The sequence below is a fragment of the Streptococcus henryi DSM 19005 genome, from assembly GCF_000376985.1.
Lineage (GTDB): Bacteria > Bacillota > Bacilli > Lactobacillales > Streptococcaceae > Streptococcus > Streptococcus henryi.
Genome location: NZ_AQYA01000037.1, coordinates 52,466 through 75,578, shown reverse-complemented (window position 1 = coordinate 75,578; position 23,113 = coordinate 52,466). Strand labels below are relative to the sequence as shown.

The 23,113-nt window shown below is 40.2% G+C and carries 23 protein-coding genes; 4 read left to right on the top strand and 19 right to left on the bottom strand.

The annotated features are described in order from the left end of the window. Window positions 1–12: 12 nt before the first annotated feature. The 9 genes from F601_RS0110245 to F601_RS0110205 all read right to left on the bottom strand — a co-directional run bounded on the left by F601_RS0110245 (window position 13) and on the right by F601_RS0110205 (window position 10,532). Window positions 13–480, bottom strand: a complete 468-nt coding sequence (locus F601_RS0110245) for an arginine repressor (RefSeq protein WP_018165593.1) — start codon at window positions 478–480, stop codon at window positions 13–15. Beyond that, window positions 467–1,294, bottom strand: coding sequence for a TlyA family RNA methyltransferase (locus F601_RS0110240; RefSeq protein WP_018165592.1), 828 nt, complete (start codon window positions 1,292–1,294; stop codon window positions 467–469). Before F601_RS0110240 ends, F601_RS0110245 begins: the two co-directional genes overlap by 14 nt. Beyond that, complete coding sequence (locus F601_RS0110235; RefSeq protein WP_018165591.1) at window positions 1,287–2,153, bottom strand: polyprenyl synthetase family protein; 867 nt, start codon at window positions 2,151–2,153, stop codon at window positions 1,287–1,289. Before F601_RS0110235 ends, F601_RS0110240 begins: the two co-directional genes overlap by 8 nt. Continuing rightward, the gene (locus F601_RS0110230) at window positions 2,153–2,368 is read right to left on the bottom strand and encodes an exodeoxyribonuclease VII small subunit (RefSeq protein ID WP_018165590.1); all 216 of its coding nucleotides are present in this window, start codon (window positions 2,366–2,368) and stop codon (window positions 2,153–2,155) included. Before F601_RS0110230 ends, F601_RS0110235 begins: the two co-directional genes overlap by 1 nt. Continuing rightward, the gene (gene xseA, locus F601_RS0110225) at window positions 2,346–3,686 is read right to left on the bottom strand and encodes an exodeoxyribonuclease VII large subunit (RefSeq protein WP_018165589.1); all 1,341 of its coding nucleotides are present in this window, start codon (window positions 3,684–3,686) and stop codon (window positions 2,346–2,348) included. The genes F601_RS0110230 and xseA overlap by 23 nt, the downstream gene beginning before the upstream one ends. A gap of 194 nt (window positions 3,687–3,880) precedes the next feature. Beyond that, the gene (locus tag F601_RS0110220) at window positions 3,881–5,188 is read right to left on the bottom strand and encodes a hypothetical protein (protein ID WP_018165588.1); all 1,308 of its coding nucleotides are present in this window, start codon (window positions 5,186–5,188) and stop codon (window positions 3,881–3,883) included. Window positions 5,189–5,202: 14 nt separating this feature from the next. Beyond that, complete coding sequence (locus F601_RS0110215; RefSeq protein ID WP_018165587.1) at window positions 5,203–6,036, bottom strand: GIY-YIG nuclease family protein; 834 nt, start codon at window positions 6,034–6,036, stop codon at window positions 5,203–5,205. 299 nt (window positions 6,037–6,335) lie between these two features. Then, on the bottom strand, window positions 6,336–9,821 hold the full coding sequence (locus tag F601_RS0110210) for an FtsX-like permease family protein (RefSeq protein ID WP_018165586.1): 3,486 nt from the start codon (window positions 9,819–9,821) through the stop codon (window positions 6,336–6,338). 9 nt (window positions 9,822–9,830) lie between these two features. Continuing rightward, window positions 9,831–10,532 carry an ABC transporter ATP-binding protein gene (locus tag F601_RS0110205; RefSeq protein ID WP_018165585.1) on the bottom strand — a complete coding sequence of 234 codons (702 nt, stop codon included), beginning with the start codon at window positions 10,530–10,532 and terminating at the stop codon, window positions 9,831–9,833. A 200-nt stretch (window positions 10,533–10,732) separates the two neighbouring features. Between F601_RS0110205 and F601_RS0110200 the strand changes: the two genes are divergently transcribed. Both F601_RS0110200 and F601_RS0110195 read left to right on the top strand, forming a co-directional pair. After that, window positions 10,733–11,299: a TetR/AcrR family transcriptional regulator gene (locus tag F601_RS0110200; RefSeq protein ID WP_018165584.1), complete on the top strand. Its 567-nt coding sequence runs from the start codon at window positions 10,733–10,735 to the stop codon at window positions 11,297–11,299. 233 nt (window positions 11,300–11,532) lie between these two features. Continuing rightward, window positions 11,533–12,093 carry a TetR/AcrR family transcriptional regulator gene (locus F601_RS0110195; RefSeq protein WP_018165583.1) on the top strand — a complete coding sequence of 187 codons (561 nt, stop codon included), beginning with the start codon at window positions 11,533–11,535 and terminating at the stop codon, window positions 12,091–12,093. A 179-nt stretch (window positions 12,094–12,272) separates the two neighbouring features. On the opposite strand, the gene F601_RS0110190 is transcribed toward F601_RS0110195, so the two are convergent. From F601_RS0110190 to F601_RS0110170, 5 genes are all read right to left on the bottom strand, one after another. Then, window positions 12,273–13,124 (bottom strand): NAD(P)H-hydrate dehydratase, encoded by an 852-nt coding sequence (locus F601_RS0110190; protein ID WP_018165582.1) that lies wholly within the window; start codon window positions 13,122–13,124, stop codon window positions 12,273–12,275. After that, window positions 13,121–13,975, bottom strand: a complete 855-nt coding sequence (locus F601_RS0110185) for a bifunctional methylenetetrahydrofolate dehydrogenase/methenyltetrahydrofolate cyclohydrolase (RefSeq protein ID WP_018165581.1) — start codon at window positions 13,973–13,975, stop codon at window positions 13,121–13,123. Before F601_RS0110185 ends, F601_RS0110190 begins: the two co-directional genes overlap by 4 nt. A gap of 88 nt (window positions 13,976–14,063) precedes the next feature. After that, entirely contained in the window at window positions 14,064–14,801 is a 738-nt protein-coding gene (locus tag F601_RS0110180) for an ABC transporter permease (RefSeq protein WP_018165580.1), read from the bottom strand. Window position 14,802: 1 nt separating this feature from the next. After that, window positions 14,803–15,555, bottom strand: coding sequence for an ABC transporter permease (locus tag F601_RS0110175; RefSeq protein WP_018165579.1), 753 nt, complete (start codon window positions 15,553–15,555; stop codon window positions 14,803–14,805). Between the two features lie 9 nt (window positions 15,556–15,564). Beyond that, window positions 15,565–16,476 (bottom strand): ABC transporter ATP-binding protein, encoded by a 912-nt coding sequence (locus F601_RS0110170; RefSeq protein ID WP_018165578.1) that lies wholly within the window; start codon window positions 16,474–16,476, stop codon window positions 15,565–15,567. A 143-nt stretch (window positions 16,477–16,619) separates the two neighbouring features. On the opposite strand from F601_RS0110170, the gene F601_RS0110165 reads away from it, so the two are divergent. Both F601_RS0110165 and F601_RS0110160 read left to right on the top strand, forming a co-directional pair. Continuing rightward, a complete protein-coding gene (locus tag F601_RS0110165; protein WP_018165577.1) occupies window positions 16,620–17,309 on the top strand; it encodes a response regulator transcription factor in 690 nt (229 codons plus the stop codon). Then, the gene (locus tag F601_RS0110160) at window positions 17,310–18,611 is read left to right on the top strand and encodes a sensor histidine kinase (RefSeq protein ID WP_018165576.1); all 1,302 of its coding nucleotides are present in this window, start codon (window positions 17,310–17,312) and stop codon (window positions 18,609–18,611) included. It abuts the gene before it with no gap. Window positions 18,612–18,670: 59 nt separating this feature from the next. Here the strand turns inward: F601_RS0110160 and F601_RS12950 are convergent, their stop codons facing one another. The 5 genes from F601_RS12950 to F601_RS0110135 all read right to left on the bottom strand — a co-directional run bounded on the left by F601_RS12950 (window position 18,671) and on the right by F601_RS0110135 (window position 23,081). Then, window positions 18,671–18,817 (bottom strand): FeoB-associated Cys-rich membrane protein, encoded by a 147-nt coding sequence (locus F601_RS12950; protein ID WP_018165575.1) that lies wholly within the window; start codon window positions 18,815–18,817, stop codon window positions 18,671–18,673. A gap of 9 nt (window positions 18,818–18,826) precedes the next feature. After that, entirely contained in the window at window positions 18,827–20,962 is a 2,136-nt protein-coding gene (feoB, locus tag F601_RS0110150; protein WP_018165574.1) for a ferrous iron transport protein B, read from the bottom strand. Continuing rightward, window positions 20,955–21,428 carry a ferrous iron transport protein A gene (locus F601_RS0110145; protein WP_018165573.1) on the bottom strand — a complete coding sequence of 158 codons (474 nt, stop codon included), beginning with the start codon at window positions 21,426–21,428 and terminating at the stop codon, window positions 20,955–20,957. The genes feoB and F601_RS0110145 overlap by 8 nt, the downstream gene beginning before the upstream one ends. Window positions 21,429–21,660: 232 nt before the next feature. After that, entirely contained in the window at window positions 21,661–22,395 is a 735-nt protein-coding gene (locus F601_RS0110140) for an amino acid ABC transporter ATP-binding protein (protein WP_018165572.1), read from the bottom strand. Then, entirely contained in the window at window positions 22,395–23,081 is a 687-nt protein-coding gene (locus F601_RS0110135) for an amino acid ABC transporter permease (RefSeq protein WP_018165571.1), read from the bottom strand. Before F601_RS0110135 ends, F601_RS0110140 begins: the two co-directional genes overlap by 1 nt. Window positions 23,082–23,113 lie beyond the last annotated feature (32 nt).

Below are 23,113 nucleotides of genomic sequence, written 5' to 3'. Positions count from 1 at the left end.
AGCTACCTCTTCTTAATTTTTGATAGTCATCCACTTTTCAACTTCATTTCGAACAGCCTCGGCTCCCTCAGCTGTCTTAGTTACTACCAAGAGACTGTCATCATCTGAGATGACACTAAAAATATCATCTTTAAAATCTTCAATAATGAATTTTTTAATGAGACGCGTATTCCCAGGAATGACATCCAAGTGGAGCATATTTTCCAAACCAACAACTGGTTCAGAAATAGCCAAAACAGTACTTTTAATCGGTCTAGGCTGAGTTGAAACTTTCTTTGTTTCTTTTTTGATGCCATAAACATAACGTCCTGAAGGAGATGGTACTTTGACAATACCGATTTCGTTCATGTCTCTAGAAATAGTAGCCTGAGTAAGGGTTAAACCTTCTGCTTCCAACATTTTCAACAAGTCATGCTGTGTTGATATTTCATTTTCCAAGACTAGCATTTTGATAAGTGCTAAACGTTCATTCTTCTTCATTCTTCTTAAATTCCTTATGTGCTTTTTCTGTAATCTCTTCAATTTGTGACTCTACTTGATTTTCTGGAAAATCAGATTTCTCTAATAACATCAAAAACTCAATATTTCCATGTCCCCCTTGAATAGGTGAAAAATCAAGTCCCTTAACTGTAAATCCGAAATCCACTGCGAAATCTGTCACTTTTTCTAAAACTTTTTCATGTACGGCTTTATCACGAACAATACCATTCTTGCCAATTTGCTCACGCCCTGCTTCAAATTGAGGTTTAACAAGAGCCACAACCTGACCACCATCCAGCAAAATATCAGCTAGCGCGGGCAAAATCAGGTTTAGGGAAATAAAGCTAACATCAATGCTAGCAAATGCAGGCAGACCTTCCGTAAAATCCTCGGCTTGAGCATAACGAAAATTATACTGTTCCATAGAACGCACGCGCTCATCCTGACGAAGCTTCCAAACCAGCTGATTGGTACCAACATCAACGGCATAAACCAGTTTAGCACCGTTTTGCAGCATAACGTCTGTAAAACCACCTGTTGAAGCACCAATGTCAATGGTAGTCAGACCGTCTACTGAAAGCTCGAAGACTTTCAAGGCTTTTTCAAGTTTCAATCCGCCTCGGCTGACATACTTGAGCTTTTCACCCTTTAGTTTGAGCTCGGTATCATCAGCAATTTTCTCGCCTGGCTTATCATAACGTTGACCATTGATAACATTGACCACCAGCCCCGCCATAACACCACGTTTAGCCTGCTCACGCGTTTCAAACAGACCTTGCTTATATGCTAAAACATCCACACGTTCCTTAGCCATTGAGTCGTAACCTTTCTATGACTTGATTAATTCTTTGAGGATCAAATCCTTGATTTTCTTGAAGTTTTTGGAAAATGGCCTGCGCTTGATTAAGAGAATCCTCTAAGATTTCATAAGATTTTTCTAAACCTAGAAGACTTGGATAAGTTGACTTCTCAGCTAACAAATCCTTCTGTGGCGTCTTGCCAATTTCCTCAAAGGTCGCAGTCACATCTAGAATGTCATCTCGCACTTGGAAAGCTAAACCAACTAATTGACCTGCCTTACCTAAGGCAGCAATCTGGTCTACTTCCAGCTCTGCTATGATTCCAGCCGCTACAAAAGGAAAAGCCAAAAGCTTACCTGTTTTGTTAGCATGAATGAGCTCAAGTTCAGCTAGGGTCAGCTGATGCTCTTCACCTTCCATATCCAAAAGCTGTCCGCCAACCATGCCAAAAGTACCAGAAGCATAAGAAAGCTCACGTACCAAATCCAGCTTAATAGTTGCCGACAAGTCTGCTTCGGCAATAAGTCCATAAGGATCCAAAAAAAGGGAATCCCCAGCTAAAATAGCTGTTGCCTCATTGAATTTTTTATGATTGGTCAAACGCCCACGGCGATAATCATCATTATCCATAGCCGGTAAATCATCGTGAATAAGGCTACCTGTGTGAATCATCTCCAAGGCCGCAGCTACGTCGAAATGGGCATCTGTCAATTGGAGTCCAAATCCCTCTAGAATTTCGAGTAAGATAAGGGGACGAATCCTCTTACCGCCTGCATCTACAGAATACAAGATAGCTTGAATTAAATTCTCTGAAACAGCCTTCTGACTATAATAACGACGGATGGCCTCATCAATTCCTACTAGTTTATCCATTAGGCATCCATCTCTTTTTCACTGCCATCGGCCTGCATCACCTTAACCAAGGTCTGTTCAGCTTCTTGAAGGGTCTTTTGCAAATCTTTAGATAGCAACATGCCTTTTTGGAATTCAGCAATGGCATCTTCCAAAGCCACATCGCCATTTTCCAATTTAGCTACAATAGCCTCCAAATCCTGGAGATTTTCCTCAAATGTTTTCTTGTCTGACATCATTTACCTCAACTTCTAGGCGACCATCGCGCATAAACACACTGATTTTATCGCCTTTTTCTATATCCTTAGTGCTGGCCACCACTTTGTCATTTTTTTGGACCATAGCATAGCCCCGTTTGATAATACGACTGGTATCAAGAGACAAAAGCGCATCTTGAGCCTTTTCAAATCTGGACACCTTACTGTCGTATTGACTGGTCATATTGGACTTGAGCAGGCGTTCCTGCACTGCCAAGCGCTCTTGATAATGACCAATCTTAGCTTTTAAATCCACCGCCCATAAGCGCTGATTTAGGAGAGCTTGAGCTTGTTTGGCTCCTGATAATTGGCTCTCCAATCTCGTCACCATACTTGTGGTCAAGCGGTCTAATTTCTGAACATAGCCGTCATAAAGTCTTTCAGGTTGTCTGAAGATGACAGATGAGCGGAGCTTGTCCAGCCTTTCCTGTCTATAGCTGATAGTGCGTTGCAAAGCTTGGTAGGCACGACTTTGTCGCTCTGCAATCCAGGCAACAATGTCCACCTTGGTTACAGGGGTTGCTAATTCAGCTGCTGCTGTTGGCGTTGCTGCTCTGCGATCGGCCACAAAATCAGCCAAGGTCGTATCCGTTTCATGTCCAACGCTGGAAATGACTGGGAGACGGCTCTCGAAAATAGCCTGAACCACAATTTCTTCATTAAAGGCCCAGAGGTCCTCGATGGAACCTCCACCACGCCCAACAATGAGCAAGTCTAGGTCTCCGCGCTGGTTGGCAGCTGCTATGTTAGCAGCGACTTCCTGAGCACTGCCTTCCCCCTGCACCTTAGTCGGAAAGAGGAGAATTTCTATCCCAGGAAACCGGCGACTGACAGTTGTGATAATATCACGAATAACCGCCCCGCTGGGACTGGTGATAACCCCGATTTTTTTAGCAAATTGGGGCAGGGGCTGCTTATGACGGTCATCAAAATAGCCAGCTTCTGCTAACTTTTTCTTGAGTTGCTCAAACTGGAGGGCAAGAGCACCAATACCGTCCGGCTCTGCTTTTTCAATGACAATCGAATAAGATCCGCTTGGTTCATAGAGCTGAACACGGCCAATGACATTAATTTTCATGCCTTCTTCTAGCTCAAAACCTAACTTTTTGTAAACACCAGCCCACATGGTAGCCTGAATAACGGCTTTTTCGTCCTTGAGTGAGAAATACTGGTGGCTAGGACGCTTCCTAAAATTGGAGACCTGACCAGTCAAATAGACCCGCTCCAAATAAGGATCACGGTCAAATTTCAATTTAAGATACTTGGTCAAAGAAGTGACCGATAAATAATCTGGCACCAAGTACTCCTTTCCATAAGAGACTATGGGCTAAAGGGTCAATGCAAAAAGTCTTCTCTTTGCATGGACCCGAGCCCAAGTTCATTTCTGTATAGTAATACAATTATACCAAAAATCACTAAGTTTTTCAGAAAAATGGACAGAAAAAAGTGCCAAGTAGATTCTTATTTGGCACTTTTTGTAAAACAGTTATCTTACTCACCAACCTGGAAGAATACCTGTGGTGTAGCTGATGAATTTCCATCAGTTAAAATATGTTGACCGAGATAACTATAATAACCATAATAGATTAAATTATGTTCCTCTGAAACTGATTCTCCAGCTTTTTGGAGTTCTTCAGCGGAGACATAAATTCGAATAATAACATTAGGTAATATCTTCTTCGTATTTGGGATATCCCCATTAACTATTGTTCTTTGTGTAATTTCAAAGGAAGTGACTTGTTCAGTTGAGTTATAAGATTCGATTGTATATCTTCCTTCAACTGGATTTCCAGAGTTTGCCAACAGTATCTCTGCACCAGACCTGTATAGTGTTACTTTTCCATTAGACTCCAATTTAAATCCAGCCATCATCAATGTGGAAGATGACGAAGCTACGTAATAATTGTGATAAGGTCTCTCCCATTCAGCACTTGTATCGCTACCTTCCGTTATAGATTCACTATTCATTTTTTCTGTGCTATCCAAGGCTATCCACCCTTTCCCTGATTTCAGTCTTCCCCATGTATAGCCATCACCAGATGTCGTTTCAACAATAGTATAAACTCCTTTTGGACAAACTCCTACAACTTTTGCACTTAAACTTGCGGATTCTCTTATACTTATATCATCAGCAGTTACATCAACTTGTAACCTCTCGCTTACCAAACTGCTGGATTTTTCATTTTCCTGTTTAATTGAATGACGAACTTCCTTGTTTGTCTTGCTACTAACCGAAGTACTTAGATTGCTATCTTCATCTATATCTTTTTTAACTGTACCAGACATAGCTAATTTAGTTCCAAATGACTCTCTAGCAGAATCATTGTTACTTGAAGATAAATAGACAGTTAAAATGGCGAATAAAATTGTCAGGCCAAGCACTGTGAAAATAATATTTTTTATAAGAGAAATAGTTTTATAGCGTCGAACTTGTCTTCTTTTTTCGAGTTGATGTGCTTCTCTCTCTTGATAGTATTTATTGCGTTTTTGGATTTCTTCATCTAAAATCCCTTGTAATGCATATCTTATCGTTTCATCTTTCGTTTTAGCAATATCTAACTTAAGTTTGTAGATACGGTCATCCATGTCTTTTTCAAAACGCTCGATACGTTTTATATCTTCTATTTCTCTTTGCTCACGGCGATACTGTTCTTCTCTCCACTTAGCATCAAGGTTTGATTGTCTCAACGCTTCATTTTGTTCCTTTGCTAAGCGATTCTTTTCCTCTAATAAGTCATTCTGACGACTAATTTCTTGATTCTGTCTATCTAAAAAATTCCGTTTTTCCCAATCTTCCATTCCCTCTCCTTGTTTTAATTATCATTATAACCAAACTTTCTAGTTTGTAACGCTTCCTTCCACCATGATTCTCGTGACAAAACAAAGTGATCATCAACTTTTGCATTATAGTTTTCTAGTACAGCGTATTGAAAATTTTCCTTGACATAATCAAAACTATTTTCTTTTATCAAAGCACGGAGTTCTTTATTTCCGCCATGGCCATTTTTTGTATAATCAGCCCAACGAGATAGTAACATACCGTTGTTACTAGTAGCTGAACCTACATAGAGTTTACCAGTTTTTGTGTCAGTAATTAGGTAAACTGCTTTTTGATTACTGAGGGCTGTTAACCAATCTCGTTTTTCTAATCTAAAAATACTTTCAAGTTGAAGATAGGATAATCGAATATTATCATATCCAGGAAAGGCATCATCTGTAAAAGGTTCAGCAAGTAACTCTGTTACTTCTATTTTATCAGCCGAGCGTTCAAAGTATCGAACTGTGCTTATTCCTGGTTTAAATTTGATAATTAGTCTATCAAAATAAGGAGAAAACTCTCTTAGCTCAGTACCCTCATAACTTTTTCCTGAATTAACATCTAATTTTTTGGTTACTTCTTTTACTGTAGTCAATAACCATTTATCATAACCAATCTTGATAAAATTAACAACTATTTCTCCTACACGAAAATAATTTTTTCCTTCAGGATTATAAAAAATATTCCAGTTATTAACTTGTTCCTTATCCGATAGATAGTAAGACTTGGTATAATCAATACTATTTTCCCATACATGAAATCTAATTTTGACTTTTGGCAAAATAGTCTCATCAAATTTTAGAACTTGGCTTAAAAATAATTCTGTCATGGTAATCCCTCCGCATTTCTACCACAATTATACCCCCCCCCCGAAATCCCTTTGTCAAGGGATTTGCAGCGTTTTCTTAGTCAAAAATATTATTCTCTGAATCCATCTAATCCTGAATAAATATTATAGTTAGATTGGGACAATTCCTTTTTTTAAAATAGAAGCTGAGATTTCCTTAAACTGAAATTAATGTACGAAGCATGTTACCCGTGGCGCCATATTATTTTGATTTTCGAAAAGTATTAAGCAGGCCCAAAAATACACTAAAAAACTCGCCTTTGGACGAGTTTAATCTATTCCTATTCAACACTTTTAAGGGCTTCAAGCATATCAACATGACGAAGTCTGTGATTGACAAAGAAACCAAGGACTGTCAGGATACCAGTGATGGCAAGAATTGGTGCGATATAAACATAGGCTTCAACACTTGGGTTGAACATGATATTGTCAGAACCAATCATGTTAAGCAGAAGCTGATGAAGTCCATAGCCACCAAGAAGACCAACTATCATACCAATAAGTGATAAGGCAATGGTTTCACGGTAGATATAGAGCGTTACTTCCTTGTTATGGAAGCCTAGAACTTTAATAGTTGACAATTCACGAATCCGCTCAGCAACATTGATATTAGTCAAATTATAAAGAATGACAATACCCAACATGACTGATAAAACAATAAGGATAATCATAATGGATTGCAGAGAATTGGCAACTGTACGAATAAGCTTAACCAAGGAAGTATTTTGGACAACCGCAGCTACTGCTTTTAGACTCATGAAATCAGCAGCCAAAGCCTGAATCTTCTTAGTCGACTTATCTTTCATGCTAACCAAATAGGCATTTGACTCGTACTTGTCACTGGTAACTTTTTCAAAGTAGGCTGAAGTCATATAGACGAAGTGTCCAGCATACATTTCTGCGATTCCATCAACCTTAACAGTCACCTTTCTATCATTGATAGTCAGCTTGATACTGTCTCCTGCCTTGACCTTATAGAGTTTGGCTAATTTTTCAGTGATAATGGCTCCGCTGTCCGTCAGATTAAGAGCTTCCTTACTTGTGCGCTGGCGCAATTGAATAAAGTCTGATAGGTCAGAGCTGTCGCTAACAATGAGAGAGATTGTTTGTTCTTGGCTTACTTTTGGAATATCCTCTGTCAGATTAAGATAAGAAACAGGAAGGCTACTTGCAACCTGCTTAGAAGCTAGCAAGTCTGTCAATTCTTCTTTTTCCTCTTCAGTAGCTTTGCTATTTTCCGCAACAATCATATCGTATTTAAGGATGTCACCAAATTGACTATCGGCCACTCCTGAAATGGATGATTGGATTCCCAACCCTGCAAAAAGGAGGGCCGCTGAGCCTGCTACACCAAAGATAGTCATAAGCATGCGCTGTTTGTAACGGAAAATGTTACGGGCTGTTACCTTATGGGTAAAGGATAGGCGTTTCCAAATAAAGGTAAGACGCTCCAACATAATTTTTGAACCTGAAACAGGTGGTTTAGCTTGTAGGAGCTGGGCAGGTTTCTCAATTAATTCACGTCTAGCCACCAAATAAGCAGGCAGGACAGCAGATATAAGTCCTAAAGCAAGGGCAAGTAGTGTCCATGATGGATAGAAATAGGTTTTGGCTGAACCAATGACCATTCCATCTGTGATAATACTGCCAATCATTGGTGAGATAATCAGATTTCCAGCAATAATTCCTGTCAACGTTCCTAGCATACTGGCTACAAAGCCGTAAATGACAAACTTGGCGATAATCTGACCATTAGTGTAGCCAAGGGCTTTAAAAATACCGGCGTTGCTACGTTCCTCATCGACAAAGCGTGTCATTGTTGTAAAAGTTACCATAGCTGCAACAAGGTAAAGGACAACGGGGAAAATGTTCCCTACTGCGGAGATACTGCTTGTCGCATTCTCATAAGTGGTGTAACCATCACCACCTGGAAAACTTGAACGGTTATAGCTAGTATAGATCGGCTCTTCCAAATCATCTATTTCTTTTTGGGCCTTGTCAAGGTCTGCCTTGGCTTGGGCAATTTTTGTCTCTGCTTCAGCTTTTTGACTAGCATAGTCAGCTTTTGAGCTATCTAACTGTTCTAGAGCCTGATTAATGTCAGCTTGATTACTAGAAATACTTGACTTAGCACTTGCAATTTTTGCTAAACCATCTCTAAATCGCGTTTTTGAAGCTTCTAATCTAGCTAGACCTGCTTGGTATTGAGCCATTCCAGACTCATAGGCCGCTAAACCTGACTGATATTCAGCTAAACCTGCTTCATATTGAGCCTGTCCCGCGTCAAGAGCCGCTTTATTTGAATTATAAGTAGCAAGTCCTTCCTGATATTGAGAATTGATAGCCTCATAGGCTGCAGAATTAGTTTGATAAGCTGAAAAATCATCATTATACTGATTAAAATCAGTATTGTATTCACTTCTCAAAGCAGCTAATTCAAATTCTTTCTGAGCTAACTGGGTTTCCAGATCTTGTATTGTACTATCTGAAGGTACCTCTTGTTCTTCTTCTGTTGCTAAAGCGTCTTTCTTCTCTTGGAGAGTGGCTTGCAACTGAGCATATTCTGCATCACCAGACATGATTTTCGCTGCTAAGGCATCTAAATCAGCTTTACTTGTGTCCAATGCAGCCTTTGAAAGTTCAAGTTCCGCATTTTTACTTTCCAGTTGAAGACGAGAATTTTCTAGGTTAGCCCAGAGAGTGTTAAGTTCTTCTTGTGAGGCATCCATTTGAGCCTTGTTAGCATCTAGTTCTGCCTTTGCTGCATCCAGTTGAGACTTACTTGCTGCCAAACTTGCTTGGGTTGCTGCTAATTCATTTTCACCCTGAGCTAGTTGACTAGATGACTGATTTAAGTTCGCCTCATTACTTGCTATTTCCCTTTGTGCAGAATCTAGTTCAGCTTGACCACTGTTAGTTTGATTTTCAGCGTCCTTAATTTGTGCCGCGCCATCCGTCAATTTCTTTTCTGACTCAGCAATTTCAGCCCGACCTTTATCAATTTCTTTCTGGTTGTCAGCTTTCAGAGACTCTAATCGTTGATTTCCATTATCAGCCAAAAGGGCGTCAAGATTTTTTTGATGCTCTGCTATTTTTTCCTTATAAACCTTATCGTAATAATTCAAATTTTTAAGGTCATCATAGCGCAATCGGGCAATCATGTAAACATCTGAGTCAAAGGCATCTTTGCTGACGACCCCGTACCCAGTTACTTCTCCATAACCAACCGTAGCATTACCCATTGTGCTCATGTCCCAAATTTCTGAGGAATTGACAAAACCAGTAATTTTGAATTCAGTTTTCTTGAGAGCACCGCCTTCTGCCTGGGTGAAAGAAATCTTATCTCCAATCTTGTAGTTAGATGACATTTCACTTGATAGGGCGATTTGATCAGCCTGACTAGGGAGTTTTCCAGACACGACTTGATACTGAGAAATTTTATCACTTTCTGAGAAAAGACGGACAGCCTTGTCTGTCTTCTTGATTGTGACGTCTGAAAGATAACCAAACTCAACCTGAGCATCCTTGATACCTTTGAGTTCAGTGCCATCCTCTTTACTCAAACCGTAGTCTGCCATAACAGCCAAATCCATGGTCTGATAGCGATCAATATAAGTTTGAGCTGTCCTTTCCATGTTAGGCGATGTTACTTTAAGTCCAACCAAAGCAAGAGCTCCAATAGCCATGAGACTAAAAATGGACAAAAAACGGCCCTTTGAAGAACTGACTGCCTGTCGGACATCTTTCCAATAAACTTTCTTTGCCATAACTCCCTCCTAGTATTCTAAGGTCGCAATATCTTGCGGATTAGGATTGAGTTTGACAGATTTAACTGTAGCATCACGCATATGAATAACCCGATCAGCTATTGGTGCAAGCGCCGAATTATGTGTTACGATGATAACCGTAGCCCCCTGATTACGAGACATGTCCTGCAAGATTTGCAACACTTGTTTACCAGTATTATAGTCTAGGGCTCCTGTTGGCTCATCGCAGAGCAGGATTTTAGGATTTTTTGCCACCGCACGCGCTATTGACACACGTTGTTGTTCACCACCCGAAAGCTGAGCTGGAAAATTATTGATACGCTGTGCCAAACCAACCTCAGTCAAAATTTCAACCGGATCCATGGCGTCTTTAACAATCTCTGAGGCCAGTTCAACATTTTCCTTGGCTGTCAAATTAGCAACAAGATTATAAAACTGGAAAACAAAGCCCACATCATCTCGGCGATAGTTGGTTCGTTGATGAGAACTGAACTGGGCAATGTCTACCCCGTCAATGATAACTTGACCTTCATCGTTAGTATCCATTCCTCCTAAAATATTAAGGAGAGTAGATTTGCCAGCACCTGAAGAACCTAGAATAATGACCAGCTCTCCTTTTTCAATTTCAAAATTAACATCTTCGTTTGCAGAAATTACAGTGTCACCCATCTGATAACGCTTAGAAGAATGTTTAACTTCTATATATGCCATAATATATCTCCATCTAAAACACAATTTAGACATCAACAGAGACAGTATTCATGAAAATAGTTTTCTTTGTCTCTATTATAAAATTGTGTTGCAAATTTTCAGAGCCTATTATATAATCATCGTGTTGATTTAACAAGTACAAAAATGAACATTATGTTGATTTAATTTGTAATATGAGGATCCATAGCAATCGAGGGATTATGGCAAAAAAACGTAACACTGAAACAAAAGCTTATATCAAAACAGCACTGACTAAACTCTTAACTCAAAAGAAATTTGAAGATATTACCATCTCAGATTTGACCAAGACAGCTGGAATCAATCGCGGGACATTCTATCTTCATTACAAAGATAAGTATGACATGATGGATCAATTTAAAAATGAAACTTTAGATAATCTGTCGTGTATTTTAAATGATACTGCTATTAACACCAACACTGAAAAAGTTCTTATAGAGACCTTAACCTATCTCAAAAATGACTTTGATTTTATCTTTGCAATTTCTCAATCAAGTTATGTCAATCTCCCTCAGACAATCAAAGATTTTACCTATCGCATTCTTCTTAATATCCCCGACTCCAAAAATACGATTTCAAATCACTATGGGGTCCCTTATAGGTACGCTATTGAGGTCTATCTAGCAAGTATTGAAAGCCTCATTTCTTTTTGGGTAATGAATGGTGCCCAGGAAAGCCCTGAAGAAATGACTTCAATCATCCTCAAGATGCTCTACATTGACAAATATTTCAACAAAACTTCTCTTTAAAAATCGAGAAAAACAGATAATAATCTTACTTTGGAAGTAAGTATGAACCTGTAAATATCAACATATTATGTTTCTAAAACGAGCAATATTTTCTCAAGCAAAAAATGTTCATTTTCTCACAAAACATGTTATAATAGAAAAATATTTTTCTCAACAGATAATTCTGAAGTAAAAATAGAAACTGCTGAGTCTTAACTAATATCAAAAAATTAATAAGGTATATAGGAGGTTTCATGCCTAGGAAAGAGAGACATATTCGACAAACTAAGGACCGAGTGATTGCTGCAATGTTTAAGTTGCTGACTCAAAAAAACTTTGATGCTATCACTGTTGGTGATCTTCTTGAAGAAGCTGAACTTTCACGACGCACTTTTTATCGCTATTTTGACAATAAAGATGCTATTTTAAAAGATTACTTTGATTACTTTATTGCTAGATATGTTGCTTTGAAGAAGGAAACTCCAACAAACGAAACTTTGGAAGATAGAATTGTCACTAGTCTAGACTTTTTTCTAAAACACAGAGAAGACTTACGTTTGCTTATTTTTAATCAAAAATTTCATCTTCTTCTCTTAAGTTTTAATAAATCTACTGATCAAATCTATAACACGTTACATATCACTTCTCGTGAAAACAAAAATGAACTTCAGAGAGATATTGGTCAATTGATTATCGGTGGTTACTTCAATATTGTTTGTAATTGGCTGATGGAAGAAAATCCCCGCCCTTCAAGGGCAGTTGCTAGTAATTTGATGTCATTCTTTAGCCAACTAAATGAAGTTGAAAAATTCTAAGTTTACAGATTAGATATAAAAAACAGACCGCATATAAAAACGGCTGCTAGTTGTCCTGTGTTATCAGGCTTCTAGCAGTCGTTTTTATATTATTCATCTTATAGTCAAATAAAATCAAAATCAGACGAGAATGTGAGACGAAGGCAGAGCAGGGTAGGGCAAGTCGAAACCGACGTCCATCATTTTAATTTTAAAAGAGTATTACTTAGCTTGGCCATTACCTTAGGTAGCTCAGCACTAATCTTAGTGGGTAATACCACATAGGCTTCCTTGGAAAGTTCATCAGCAATTGCCGAATGAAGATAGGTTGCTGCAGCTACCGTTTCAAAATTTCCAGACTGAAACTGGGCCAAAAAACCTGCAATTATGCCGGCCAAGGTATCTCCCATACCCCCAGTGGCTTGATAAGGTCCACCCACTCGCAATTCTCCAAGCAAATCTCCCTGCAGGACCTTAGTCTGGTGAGATTTAGCTACTAGCACAGTTCCTTTTGGAAAATGGCGGAGCGCAGCTTGGTTATTGGCATCAGTCTGCTCAGAAATGGCTAGGCCCGATAGTCTCTCCCACTCTTTCTGATGAGGTGTCAGAACTAATTGATTGGTCAGAAAGTTGACTTGTTCTTTTTTAGCCAAGAGGTTTAGAGCAGAGCCATCGATAATTAGCTTCTGGTGGGCTGAAATCTGTTCCAAGATCAAATCAAAAGCCTTCTGCGCCAGCTGGTCTTCTCCCAGGCCAGGGCCGATGAGGATGAGGTCAGCCGATTTCATCTGCTCACGCAATCTGTCTTCTTCTGCTAGATCAAAGGTCATGGCCTCAGGCAGATGGGCATGGAGAGCTGGGATGTTTTCTTTGTCTGTGGCTACTGTCACCAAGCCAGCTCCGCTATTGACACAAGCAAGGGCCGCCATGATGATGGCACCTCCGTATGGGTAGAGTCCACCGATTAGGAGGACACGGCCATAGGATCCCTTGTGGCTCTGACTTTGACGAGGTTGAACAACTTGGCGAGCAAGGTTTTCATCAATAATCATTTGGTCACACTTCTGAGGGCAGCTTGGTAGGTTTGTTCCATAAGCATGGTGATGGTCATTGGGCCAACGCCACCTGGAACCGGTGTAATCATGCTGGCAAGCGGTGCGACTTCATCGTACTTAACATCACCGATGAGTTTGCCATTATCGTCGCGGTTCATGCCAACATCGATGACAACAGCGCCTTCTTTGACAAAGTCTTTAGTAACAAAGTGGCCTTGACCAATAGCAACGATGAGGACATCAGCACGGCGACAAACTTCAGCTAAGTGACGTGTACGAGAATGCGTTAGAGTTACTGTGGCATTCTTATCAAGTAAAAGCTGAGCCATAGGCTTTCCAACAATGTTAGAACGACCGATAATAACAGCATTTTTCCCTTCCAATTCAACATCATATTCGCGCAGCATTTCCATGATACCAGCTGGTGTACAGGGAACCATTTGAGGACGGCCATTCCAAAGATGTCCCGTATTCATAGGGTGGAAGCCATCCACATCTTTTTTAGGATCGATAGCCAAGAGAATACGTTTATCATTGATATGAGCAGGAAGCGGTAACTGAACCAGAATCCCATGGAAGCTGTCGTCCGCATTATATTTAGCAATCAGGTCAAGCAGTTCTTCCTCGCTTGTGCTGTCTGAAAGGCGTACTGTTTCACTCTTAAAGCCTGCGGCAATGGCAGAGCGCTCCTTATTACGCACATAGACCTGGCTTGCTGGGTTATCTCCCACCAAAATCACGACAAGACCAGGGACAATTCCCTTTTCTGCTTTCATCTTTGCAACTTTTTTAGCCAGGGCAGCCTGCATCTTCTGCGCCAACGCTTTACCATCAATAATCGTCGTCATCGTTACATCTCCTCAAAATCAATACTATGACCCTATTATAACCAAAAAAGGAAGTCATGTCACTTCCTTTTCTGAAGATTCTAAAGCCTTATTTCATCAAGTCTTTCAAATGTTTCTTTTGAAGGAAGAGAGAAATGGTAACTATTGCAGTGGTATAAATAATAAAGCGAATCCACATACTCAGTGGTAGGGCAAGGTGAGTCGTATTAGTCTGGTTCATCAAACTGGATAATTTTGATGAAGCTAGAACATAGCTGAGCTCAGGGATGATATTTTGCACAGAAAGGAGGAAGCCTAGAATACCTACTAACATTGATAGGGCAATTGGCGGTGCAAAGCTTTTAACTACCAAGGAAAGGTAAGACTGGATAGCAACCAATCCTATAGAAAAACAACTAGCTACAAGCGCCAAGAAAATCAATTCTAACGGAAAAGCCATCTTAAAATGGAAGAATAGGCCACTCAATGAATAGAGCCCTAAAAAATAAACTTGCGATAGCATAACCAAAACAAAGGCAACCAGCATTTTAGCCCAAATAATCTTTCTTAAAGAATAGGCTGAGGTCAGCAATAGTTTGACATTATGATGCTTGTGTTCACCATACCAAATATAGGCACAGACAATTCCCACTATACATGGAAAGAAAAATAGACCATAAAAGAGATAGACTTGAGTCCACAGGCTCAACCATTCTTTCTGTAAAATTCCTTGGTTGCCAGCATAGTTTAGGCTTCCGTATAGAATGGATAAGAGAGGCATGATTAAAAGTGGTAGCCACAATCTTGCCCGACGTAATTTTAACACTTCAACTTTAAATAAGGTCATCTTAATCTCCAATCTTTACATGTTTACCAGCTTGGTAAAGGACCAAAGCAAGGACTAGTGAAGCAATCAAAGGATAATAGTCAAAATCTAGGATATGATAAACAAAGCCATCCCCTTTCGACTGTGGCTGACTTGCCATGAGAAAACTATACCAAGTATAAGGAATAACATACATAACAGTCTTTGAAATAAAAATCATGATAATGCTGACCAAGGATGCTAAGACTGCAAGAGACAAGCTAATCAACTGATTGGACCATTTGAGAGACAGGATATAATGAATAAGCATAATGACTCCTGAAATGGCTAGGATGGACAAGCAATACAAAACTACTCTTCCTATCGGGATACTGGCAGTGTAGCCACGCATCTTGATTAGACCAGTTATGGCTAGGATTTCTAAAATCTGCATCACTGAATAAACCCCAAAGATGTAACAGAACTTGACAGTGTAGATGGACTTATAATCTACCCCACTACTGGTCAAAACCTTCCACATCTTGTGACGATTTTCCAACTGCACCGCAAGACTAACCAGACTAGCTAGGATAACAGGCTGAATGATAATTTTGACAAGAGCAACTGCATCCCAGACTTGATAGAGTTTTACCTGATTAGCCAAATCTGCTACAGTTTTTGGGTCAAAAATCTGCATACTAGCAAACAAAAGTGATATAACCATAGAAGCCACTAACAGTCTCAGCACTGGTAGGCCACGGTATTTTCTCACTTCAATCTTAAACAATTTCAACATGGCATCCTCCTACAAGATATCGCTGGCTGTAAAATCAATAAAGAGTTCTTCCAAGGACTTAGTCATTTCAACAATCCTATAGACAGCTATATCTGCTTCAACTATTGTCCTAACCATTTGAGCAACCTGATTATCTGAAACATGTGGCATAATAAGACCTTGCTCAGTCAACTGAACTCGACGATCATCAAGTTCCAAAAGCGTCAAAACGCTATCATCAGCTGATGTTTTAAGACAGATATGACCGCTGTGTTGACTCTTAAAATGTTCAACAGTTCCTTGATAAAGAAGTTTTCCTTTGCCAATAATACCAATCTGGGTCACCATTTTTTCAATTTCATCTAGGGCATGGGAAGAAATCATGACCGTTGTGTGAAATTTTTCAGGTAAGCTACGAATGAGCCTACGAATCTCTTCACGCGCCTGTGGGTCAAGTCCATTTGTCGGCTCATCCAAAACAATCAACTTTGGGCGCCCCATGATAGCCATGGCAATACCGAGCCTTTGCTTCATGCCCAGCGAATAGTGTTTGACACGTTTGTCTTTATGGTCAGTCAAGCGAACAATAGCTAAGGCTTCAGCCACATCATGATTCGTCAAACCTTTGAGCTCCTTTAAAATTTGCATATTTTCAAAACCAGTCAGATTATCGTAATAGGCTGGCTCTTCAATAAGGGAACCAATTTGCTTTAATATGCCAATCCTATTAGCCTCTGACATGGCAGCACCCGCCACACTAACCTGACCAGAGCTGGGTTCTAAGAGACCACAAATCATTTTCATAATGGTTGACTTTCCTGCACCATTTGGACCAATCAGCCCGTAAATTTCTCCCTGCTCAATATGCAAATCGCTCAAATCAACTGCTACTTGCTTACCAAACACACGCTTAACATTTTTAAGTTCAATCATTGTTGTCATTTGATGTCCTCCTTCTTGACACCTCTAGTATAGCGCCCCCACCTTACCTCTCCATCTTCCCTTCCTTAATTCTTCCTTAATTTTTGGGAAATAGCAGAGCTGACGGGACTGATTATGCTATACTAGTTTTTGAGGTAAGACCTATGAAGATAAAAAACAGAAAACTTTTCATCTTAGATGATAATCCTGATATTTTACAGGTAATCACAGAAAGCTTGGCTATTGCTGGCTTCACTAATTTGACAACTGCAAACTGTCAAACTCAAGCCCTAGACCTGCTTAATAGAGAATCCTTTGATCTAGCAATCTTAGATATCATGTTGCCAGATGGCTCAGGCTTTGAAGTGCTCAGACATATCCGAAAAAAATCAACCATGCCTGTACTTTTCCTGTCAGCGGTGTCTGATATTGAAAAACAATACCAGGGATTTGAACTGGGTGCGGATGATTACATCGTCAAGCCTTTTCGGCCCAAGGAGCTTGAATTAAGGCTCTTATCAATTCTCAAGCGCAGCTATCCCCAGCAAGATGAGCTGGTCCAGCTGACTGGCTGTCTCATTAACTTTGAGCGCGCAGCCATTATCAAAGAAAATCAAGAAATCCCCTTGACTGCCAAGGAGTTTAGTCTGCTTCGGGTCCTGTATGACCATAAAAATAAGATTGTCACTTTTGACAATCTACTGGCTAGTGTTTGGGGTGAGCAGTATCAGGGCTATGAAAATACGCTCATGGCTCATATCAGAAAGATTCGTCAGAAGATTGAGGTTAATCCGTCCAAGCCCGTTCATCTCATTACCATTAAGGGGCTGGGTTACCAGTTACGGGTGGACTAGATGACAACGTTTAAGTATTTTTCTAAGACACTGTTACGCTATTTTTTGACCCTTCTTTTTGTCTTTGTGGTCGCTCTGGCTCTCTTTATCTTTGGTGCTTTTTCCATGACCAAGGGGACTCTCTTTAATGAGACTAGCCCTTCAGATATTGCTAATAGCTTAATTTCAAATGACCAAGTCCTTGTCTCAAAGAAAAATCAGGAATTCCTTGAAAAAGAGGATGTTTGGCTTATGGTTTTAGAAGCTGATGGACAAATCTCACAGTCCTATCAGCTGCCTGATGAATTGAATCATCACTATTCACTTGTTGATATCGCGCGTGCCTCTCGTTGGTATTTAGATGATTATCCTGTCTTCAATTTTGTTGTGGGCGAGAAACTTCTCATCTTAGGTTATCCCAAAGATACTTATGCTAAGATGCCCGGAAACTATTATCGCATCAGCGACCTCTACAGTTTTATCAAACTATCCTTGATGATTGGACTTGTTTTGTTAGTCTTACTGTTCTTGATTTACTACCGTTCGCAGGTGAAACTTCGCAAGGAATTTAAGCCTATTACTCAAGCATTGGCAGACTTATCAGACAACCAGCCTGTTGCTTTAGATGAGAAGGGTAACCTGTCAGAAATCAAGTCTGCTCTCAACCAGACTTCCCAGCTCCTCATTGAAAACAAGGACCTGCGCAGCCATTGGATACGTGGCATCAGCCATGACCTCAGAAATCCTTTGACTCTCATTCTGGGCTACATCAATCAGCTGGAATCAGCCCAGGGCAGTAATAAACAAACCCAGCAAATTGAGGCTAATATCCACAAGATGGAAGGCATCATTTCCAACCTCAACATGAGCTATCTCCTTGAGAACCATGACATTGATCAGGAAATGACTGAGTTTGATTTCAACAGCTTACTCAGACAAATCATTGCTGATTTCTACAATAATTATGAGGATTTAGATTTAAGCTTTGACCTGCCTCATGATGCCACAGTCCTATCTGGAAATAAAACCTTGCTGACGCGAGCCATCAACAACCTCTTGCTCAATAGCCTGACTCACAATCAGGACAGCAAAATTCAGTTGTCACTTGTCCAAGAGGGAGAGTGGGCTATCCTTAAGATTGCTGATAATGGGATAATCTCTCCTGACAAAATTTTGGAACTCAACCAGAAATCTCGCAACTATGATACCCATGGCATGGGAACCGTCATTACCAAGCAAATCATCTCTCTTCACAAGGGAGGCATAACATTCGAGGACAACAAACCAGGCTTGTTGGTGACTATCCAACTACCACTGAAGTAAATATGAGATGAATTTTCAACACTTAAAAGGACTTGCCCAATCGGACAAGCCTCTTTTCTTTATTTCATCTTTCCTGTCTTTTGCATTTCTGCTTTAACAGGACAGCCACAGTTGCAGTCACCGCAGGAGCCCTTGCCCTTGATAAAAGAGCGAAAGCCCCAAATAACAGCAATACCAATCAATCCAGTAATAATAACTGTTGCCATATTTTCCTCCTATTCCTGCACCATGCCAAGTGTTTCCAAGCTAATGACTTCTTCTACTTGCCTTGGTTTTCTCAAAATAAAGTATCCTAGGGTAAATAGCAGAGCTAGAGCCACAAATGTCCAAAGGGACACTTTTTGTCCGTATAGCAAAACTAGTCCAAACTGATAAATCATAAGACTGACCACATAAGCAAGCCCCGTTTGAAAAACAATAGCAGCAAGGGTCCATTTGAGGTCATTCATCTCACGCTTGATAGCTCCGATAGCCGCAAAACAAGGGGCACAAAGCAAATTGAAGACCAAGAATGAATAAGCTGCTAAGGCTGAGTAATCACCTAAGAGCGCTTGAGCTAAACCTGTTTGAGAACTATCATGATAGAGAATACCAAAGGTTGCAACCACAGTCTCCTTGGCAGCCAGACCTGTAAAGGCAGCCACAGCAGCCTTCCAGTTGCCAAAACCAAGCGGTTGGAAAATCCAAGCGACTGACTGACCAAGACTGGCTAAAATGGACTGGTCTGTCTCTACCGCTTCAAAGGACATATTATAAGATGAGAGGAACCAAATCATGACCGTCAAACTGAAAATAATGGTTCCGGCTCTCTTCATAAAACTCAAGGCCTTGGTAAAACCATAGCGAAGCACCGTCATTATCTTTGGCAAATGATAACTAGGCAATTCCATGATAAAGGGACTAGCATAGCCACCCAAGACACGGGTCTTCTTAAGCGCAATTCCTGACAGGACAATGGCTAAAAGGCCAAGGAAATAAGTCGACGGTGCAACGAAAGGATTGTCAGGGAAAAAGGCCCCAGCAATAAGGGCAATAATTTCCAACTTAGCCGAACAAGGCATGAAGGTTGACGTCATAATGGTAATACGACGGTCACGTTCATTCTCAATGGTCCGACTGGCCATGATAGCCGGAACACCACAACCTGTGGCAATCAACATCGGAATGAACGATTTACCAGACAAGCCAAAGCGTCTGAAAATCCTATCCATGACAAAGGCAATCCGACTCATATACCCTATGTCTTCCAAAATCCCCAGACAGACAAAGAGAACAAAAATCTGAGGCAGGAAACCAAGGACTGCTCCGACACCAGCCACAATACCATCAATAATGAGGGATTCCAGCCAGTCTGCTACTTGAAGATAGTCCAGACCAGCCTGAACCCAGCCTGGAACCAATTCACCAAAGAGGACTTCATTAACCCAATCAGTCCACATGGTCCCAACCGTCTGAATCGATAGAAAATAAACCAAGAACATAACCAAGGCAAAGATTGGCATGGCCAAAATGCGATTAGTCACAAGCCTGTCAATCTTATCTGAAAGGGTCAATTTAAAATCACTATCCTGACTCTGAGCCATCTTAGCCACGCGCTCAATAAAATCATAACGCTGATTGATGACAATAGATTCGGCATCTTCCGTGAAAATTTCCTCAGTAATGGTGATGATATCTTTGATTTCTGCTTTTTGAAAATCTGATAAGTTCAAATCTTCTTCAACCAAGGCATCGCCTTCAAAAAGCTTGATAGCATAAAAACGTGCTGACCGCTCAGGAACAGAATTACCAAGGATGTCAATAATTTCGGCCAACGCTGCTTCAAACTTGTCATCATATAGAGGATATTGAATCTGACTGACACTTTCTTTAGTAGTCTGCGCAGCTATTTTGACAGCCTTATCAACCCCAAAGCCTTTAACCGCACTAGTAGCAACGACAGGAATTCCAAGCTGATAAGATAGCTTTGAAGTGCTGATGGATTTTCCAGCTTGTTTAAGGACATCACTCATATTAAGGGCCAATGTTACTGGAATCCCAGTTTCGATGAGCTGAGTTGTCAGATAGAGATTACGTTCCAGATTTGTAGCATCCACAACATTGAGAATTGAGTCAGCATGATTGCTAAGAAGGTAATCACGGGCCACCTTCTCCTCTGGCGTGTAAGGAGACATGGAGTAGATTCCGGGAAGATCCTGAACCTGGATAGTTTTATCTTTCTTGACCGTCCCACTTTTACGTTCAACCGTCACCCCCGGCCAGTTTCCAACTCGCTGATTGGTGCCGGTTAATAAGTTAAAGAGACTAGTCTTACCACTATTGGGGTTTCCGATTAAAGCAATTTCAGTCATGTCCTTCCTCCTCACTCACTTTTACCACACTGATCATCTGGGCCTCTGACTTACGTAGGGTCAATTCATAACCGCGCAGGCTAATCTCAATGGGATCCCCTAGAGGAGCAACTTTCCGCAGATAAATTTTGGTATGACGCGTCAGCCCCATGTCCATGAGGCGGCGTTTAGTCTCAGCAAGGGCAAAAATCCCATCAACATAAGCAAACTCCCCAACCTTTAGCTCTGACAATGGCAGAGCTTGTCTATCTACTGTCTCCTCAACCACATCAATTTTTTCCAAGATGGATTTGTCAAAAGCCAAGCGACTAGATTTAAGCATCAAAATCGCACTTGAAGTGGTCTTAGAAACTAATTTGAAAGACGTACCCACCTTGACACCAAGATTGGAAAGATGACGCTGACTTTCTGCTGGTAAATGAATACTGACAATTTTATAAGACACTCCTATCTTAGCTTGTAACATATGCAAGAGACTGACCTCCTTAATTAAAATATTCAATTGATTTGTTTGAGTAGCTCAAAGCATTTGAATCATTATAACATAAAAAAGACTCATTTTTAAGCAAAAATGAATATTTTTCTGTATTTTATACACTATTTAGAGCTATTCTAAATAAAACAGAGCACTATTTAGAATAATTATAAATAATAAACAAAATGAAAAAGCCGAGCATAAGCTCAGCCTCTTAAAAGAATTATAAAACTTTACTCAAGAAATCTTTGGTACGTTCTTCTTGGGTATTTTCAAAGACTTGTTGTGGTGTTCCTTCTTCTACGATGACTCCGCCATCCATGAAAATAACACGATCTGCAACTTCACGAGCAAAGCCCATTTCATGGGTTACAATGGCCATGGTCATTCCTGATTTTGCCAAGTCCTGCATAACACTCAGTACCTCACCAACCATTTCTGGGTCGAGGGCTGATGTCGGTTCATCAAAGAGCAATACATCTGGATCCATGGCCAAACCACGCGCGATGGCGATACGTTGTTGCTGACCACCTGAAAGACTTGGTGGATAGGCATTTGCTTTATCTTTAAGACCAACTTTTTCAAGTAAATCATAAGCTTTTGCTTCAGCTTCAGCCTTAGCAATCCCTTTTGTCTTAATTGGTGAAAGTGTAATGTTTTCCAAAACAGTCATATTTGGGAAAAGGTTAAACTGTTGGAAAACCATGCCCATTTTTTCACGCATTTTGAAGATATCATTTTTCTTATCAGTGATATCAACACCTTCAAACTCGATAAGACCCTTAGTCGGAACTTCAAGAAGATTCATGGTACGAAGAAAGGTTGATTTCCCTGAACCTGATGGTCCAATGATAACCACAACTTCTCCTTTTTTGATATCAAGATCAATACCCTTTAGAACTTCATTCTTACCAAAGTATTTATGAAGGTCTTTGATGGAGATAAGTGACTCAGCCATTAGTGGTTCCCTCCTTGAGCCATACGTTTTTCAACAACTTTAAGTCCAGCAGACAAAATTGTTGTTACCATTAAATAGTAAAATGCCGCAAACAAGAGCGGAGCTACAGTTGAATAAGTTGCTGTCGCAACTGACTGTGCACCATTCCAGAGTTCCATAACACCAATTGTTTGCAAGAGTGAAGAGTCCTTGATAATAGTAATAAACTCATTACCAAGCGCGGGTAAGATATTTTTAAATGCCTGTGGCAAGATAACATAACGCATTGCATTAACTGGACGAATACCTAGTGAGTATGCTGCTTCAAGTTGTCCTTTTGGAACTGCCTCGATACCTGCTCTGACAATTTCAGAAATATAAGCTCCGCTATTTAAAGAAAGAATAATAATACCAGGCAAGAGTCGAGAGAAGTCAAGGTCAAGAACACCAAATCCAACAATAGGAGCATTGTTAAAGTGCATCCAAGCGAAGGCAATCATGATTTGTACCACCATAGGTGTACCACGGAAAACCCAAACGTAAAAACTTACCAACCAGTCCAACACTTTTATATTAGTGCGCTTCATTAGGGCAACAAAAATCCCTAGAATTGTCCCAAAGAATACGACACAGGCTGATATCATGATGGTTACAAGAACCCCATAGTTAAAGTAGCCCCAATAAGTGGGCAGGAATGAAAAATTCATAGTAAATACCTCAAACTAGTAATCAGCTAATT

What these genes read in the sequence shown, in the direction of transcription:
- F601_RS0110245 (WP_018165593.1), bottom strand. Translation starts at nt 480, where the DNA reads ATGAAGAAGAATGAACGTTTAGCACTTATCAAAATGCTAGTCTTGGAA.
- F601_RS0110240 (WP_018165592.1), bottom strand. Translation starts at nt 1,294, where the DNA reads ATGGCTAAGGAACGTGTGGATGTTTTAGCATATAAGCAAGGTCTGTTT.
- F601_RS0110235 (WP_018165591.1), bottom strand. Translation starts at nt 2,153, where the DNA reads ATGGATAAACTAGTAGGAATTGATGAGGCCATCCGTCGTTATTATAGT.
- F601_RS0110230 (WP_018165590.1), bottom strand. Translation starts at nt 2,368, where the DNA reads ATGTCAGACAAGAAAACATTTGAGGAAAATCTCCAGGATTTGGAGGCT.
- F601_RS0110220 (WP_018165588.1), bottom strand. Translation starts at nt 5,188, where the DNA reads ATGGAAGATTGGGAAAAACGGAATTTTTTAGATAGACAGAATCAAGAA.
- F601_RS0110215 (WP_018165587.1), bottom strand. Translation starts at nt 6,036, where the DNA reads ATGACAGAATTATTTTTAAGCCAAGTTCTAAAATTTGATGAGACTATT.
- F601_RS0110210 (WP_018165586.1), bottom strand. Translation starts at nt 9,821, where the DNA reads ATGGCAAAGAAAGTTTATTGGAAAGATGTCCGACAGGCAGTCAGTTCT.
- F601_RS0110205 (WP_018165585.1), bottom strand. Translation starts at nt 10,532, where the DNA reads ATGGCATATATAGAAGTTAAACATTCTTCTAAGCGTTATCAGATGGGT.
- F601_RS0110200 (WP_018165584.1), top strand. Translation starts at nt 10,733, where the DNA reads ATGGCAAAAAAACGTAACACTGAAACAAAAGCTTATATCAAAACAGCA.
- F601_RS0110195 (WP_018165583.1), top strand. Translation starts at nt 11,533, where the DNA reads ATGCCTAGGAAAGAGAGACATATTCGACAAACTAAGGACCGAGTGATT.
- F601_RS0110190 (WP_018165582.1), bottom strand. Translation starts at nt 13,124, where the DNA reads ATGATTATTGATGAAAACCTTGCTCGCCAAGTTGTTCAACCTCGTCAA.
- F601_RS0110185 (WP_018165581.1), bottom strand. Translation starts at nt 13,975, where the DNA reads ATGACGACGATTATTGATGGTAAAGCGTTGGCGCAGAAGATGCAGGCT.
- F601_RS0110180 (WP_018165580.1), bottom strand. Translation starts at nt 14,801, where the DNA reads ATGACCTTATTTAAAGTTGAAGTGTTAAAATTACGTCGGGCAAGATTG.
- F601_RS0110175 (WP_018165579.1), bottom strand. Translation starts at nt 15,555, where the DNA reads ATGTTGAAATTGTTTAAGATTGAAGTGAGAAAATACCGTGGCCTACCA.
- F601_RS0110170 (WP_018165578.1), bottom strand. Translation starts at nt 16,476, where the DNA reads ATGACAACAATGATTGAACTTAAAAATGTTAAGCGTGTGTTTGGTAAG.
- F601_RS0110165 (WP_018165577.1), top strand. Translation starts at nt 16,620, where the DNA reads ATGAAGATAAAAAACAGAAAACTTTTCATCTTAGATGATAATCCTGAT.
- F601_RS0110160 (WP_018165576.1), top strand. Translation starts at nt 17,310, where the DNA reads ATGACAACGTTTAAGTATTTTTCTAAGACACTGTTACGCTATTTTTTG.
- F601_RS12950 (WP_018165575.1), bottom strand. Translation starts at nt 18,817, where the DNA reads ATGGCAACAGTTATTATTACTGGATTGATTGGTATTGCTGTTATTTGG.
- feoB (WP_018165574.1), bottom strand. Translation starts at nt 20,962, where the DNA reads ATGACTGAAATTGCTTTAATCGGAAACCCCAATAGTGGTAAGACTAGT.
- F601_RS0110145 (WP_018165573.1), bottom strand. Translation starts at nt 21,428, where the DNA reads ATGTTACAAGCTAAGATAGGAGTGTCTTATAAAATTGTCAGTATTCAT.
- F601_RS0110140 (WP_018165572.1), bottom strand. Translation starts at nt 22,395, where the DNA reads ATGGCTGAGTCACTTATCTCCATCAAAGACCTTCATAAATACTTTGGT.
- F601_RS0110135 (WP_018165571.1), bottom strand. Translation starts at nt 23,081, where the DNA reads ATGAATTTTTCATTCCTGCCCACTTATTGGGGCTACTTTAACTATGGG.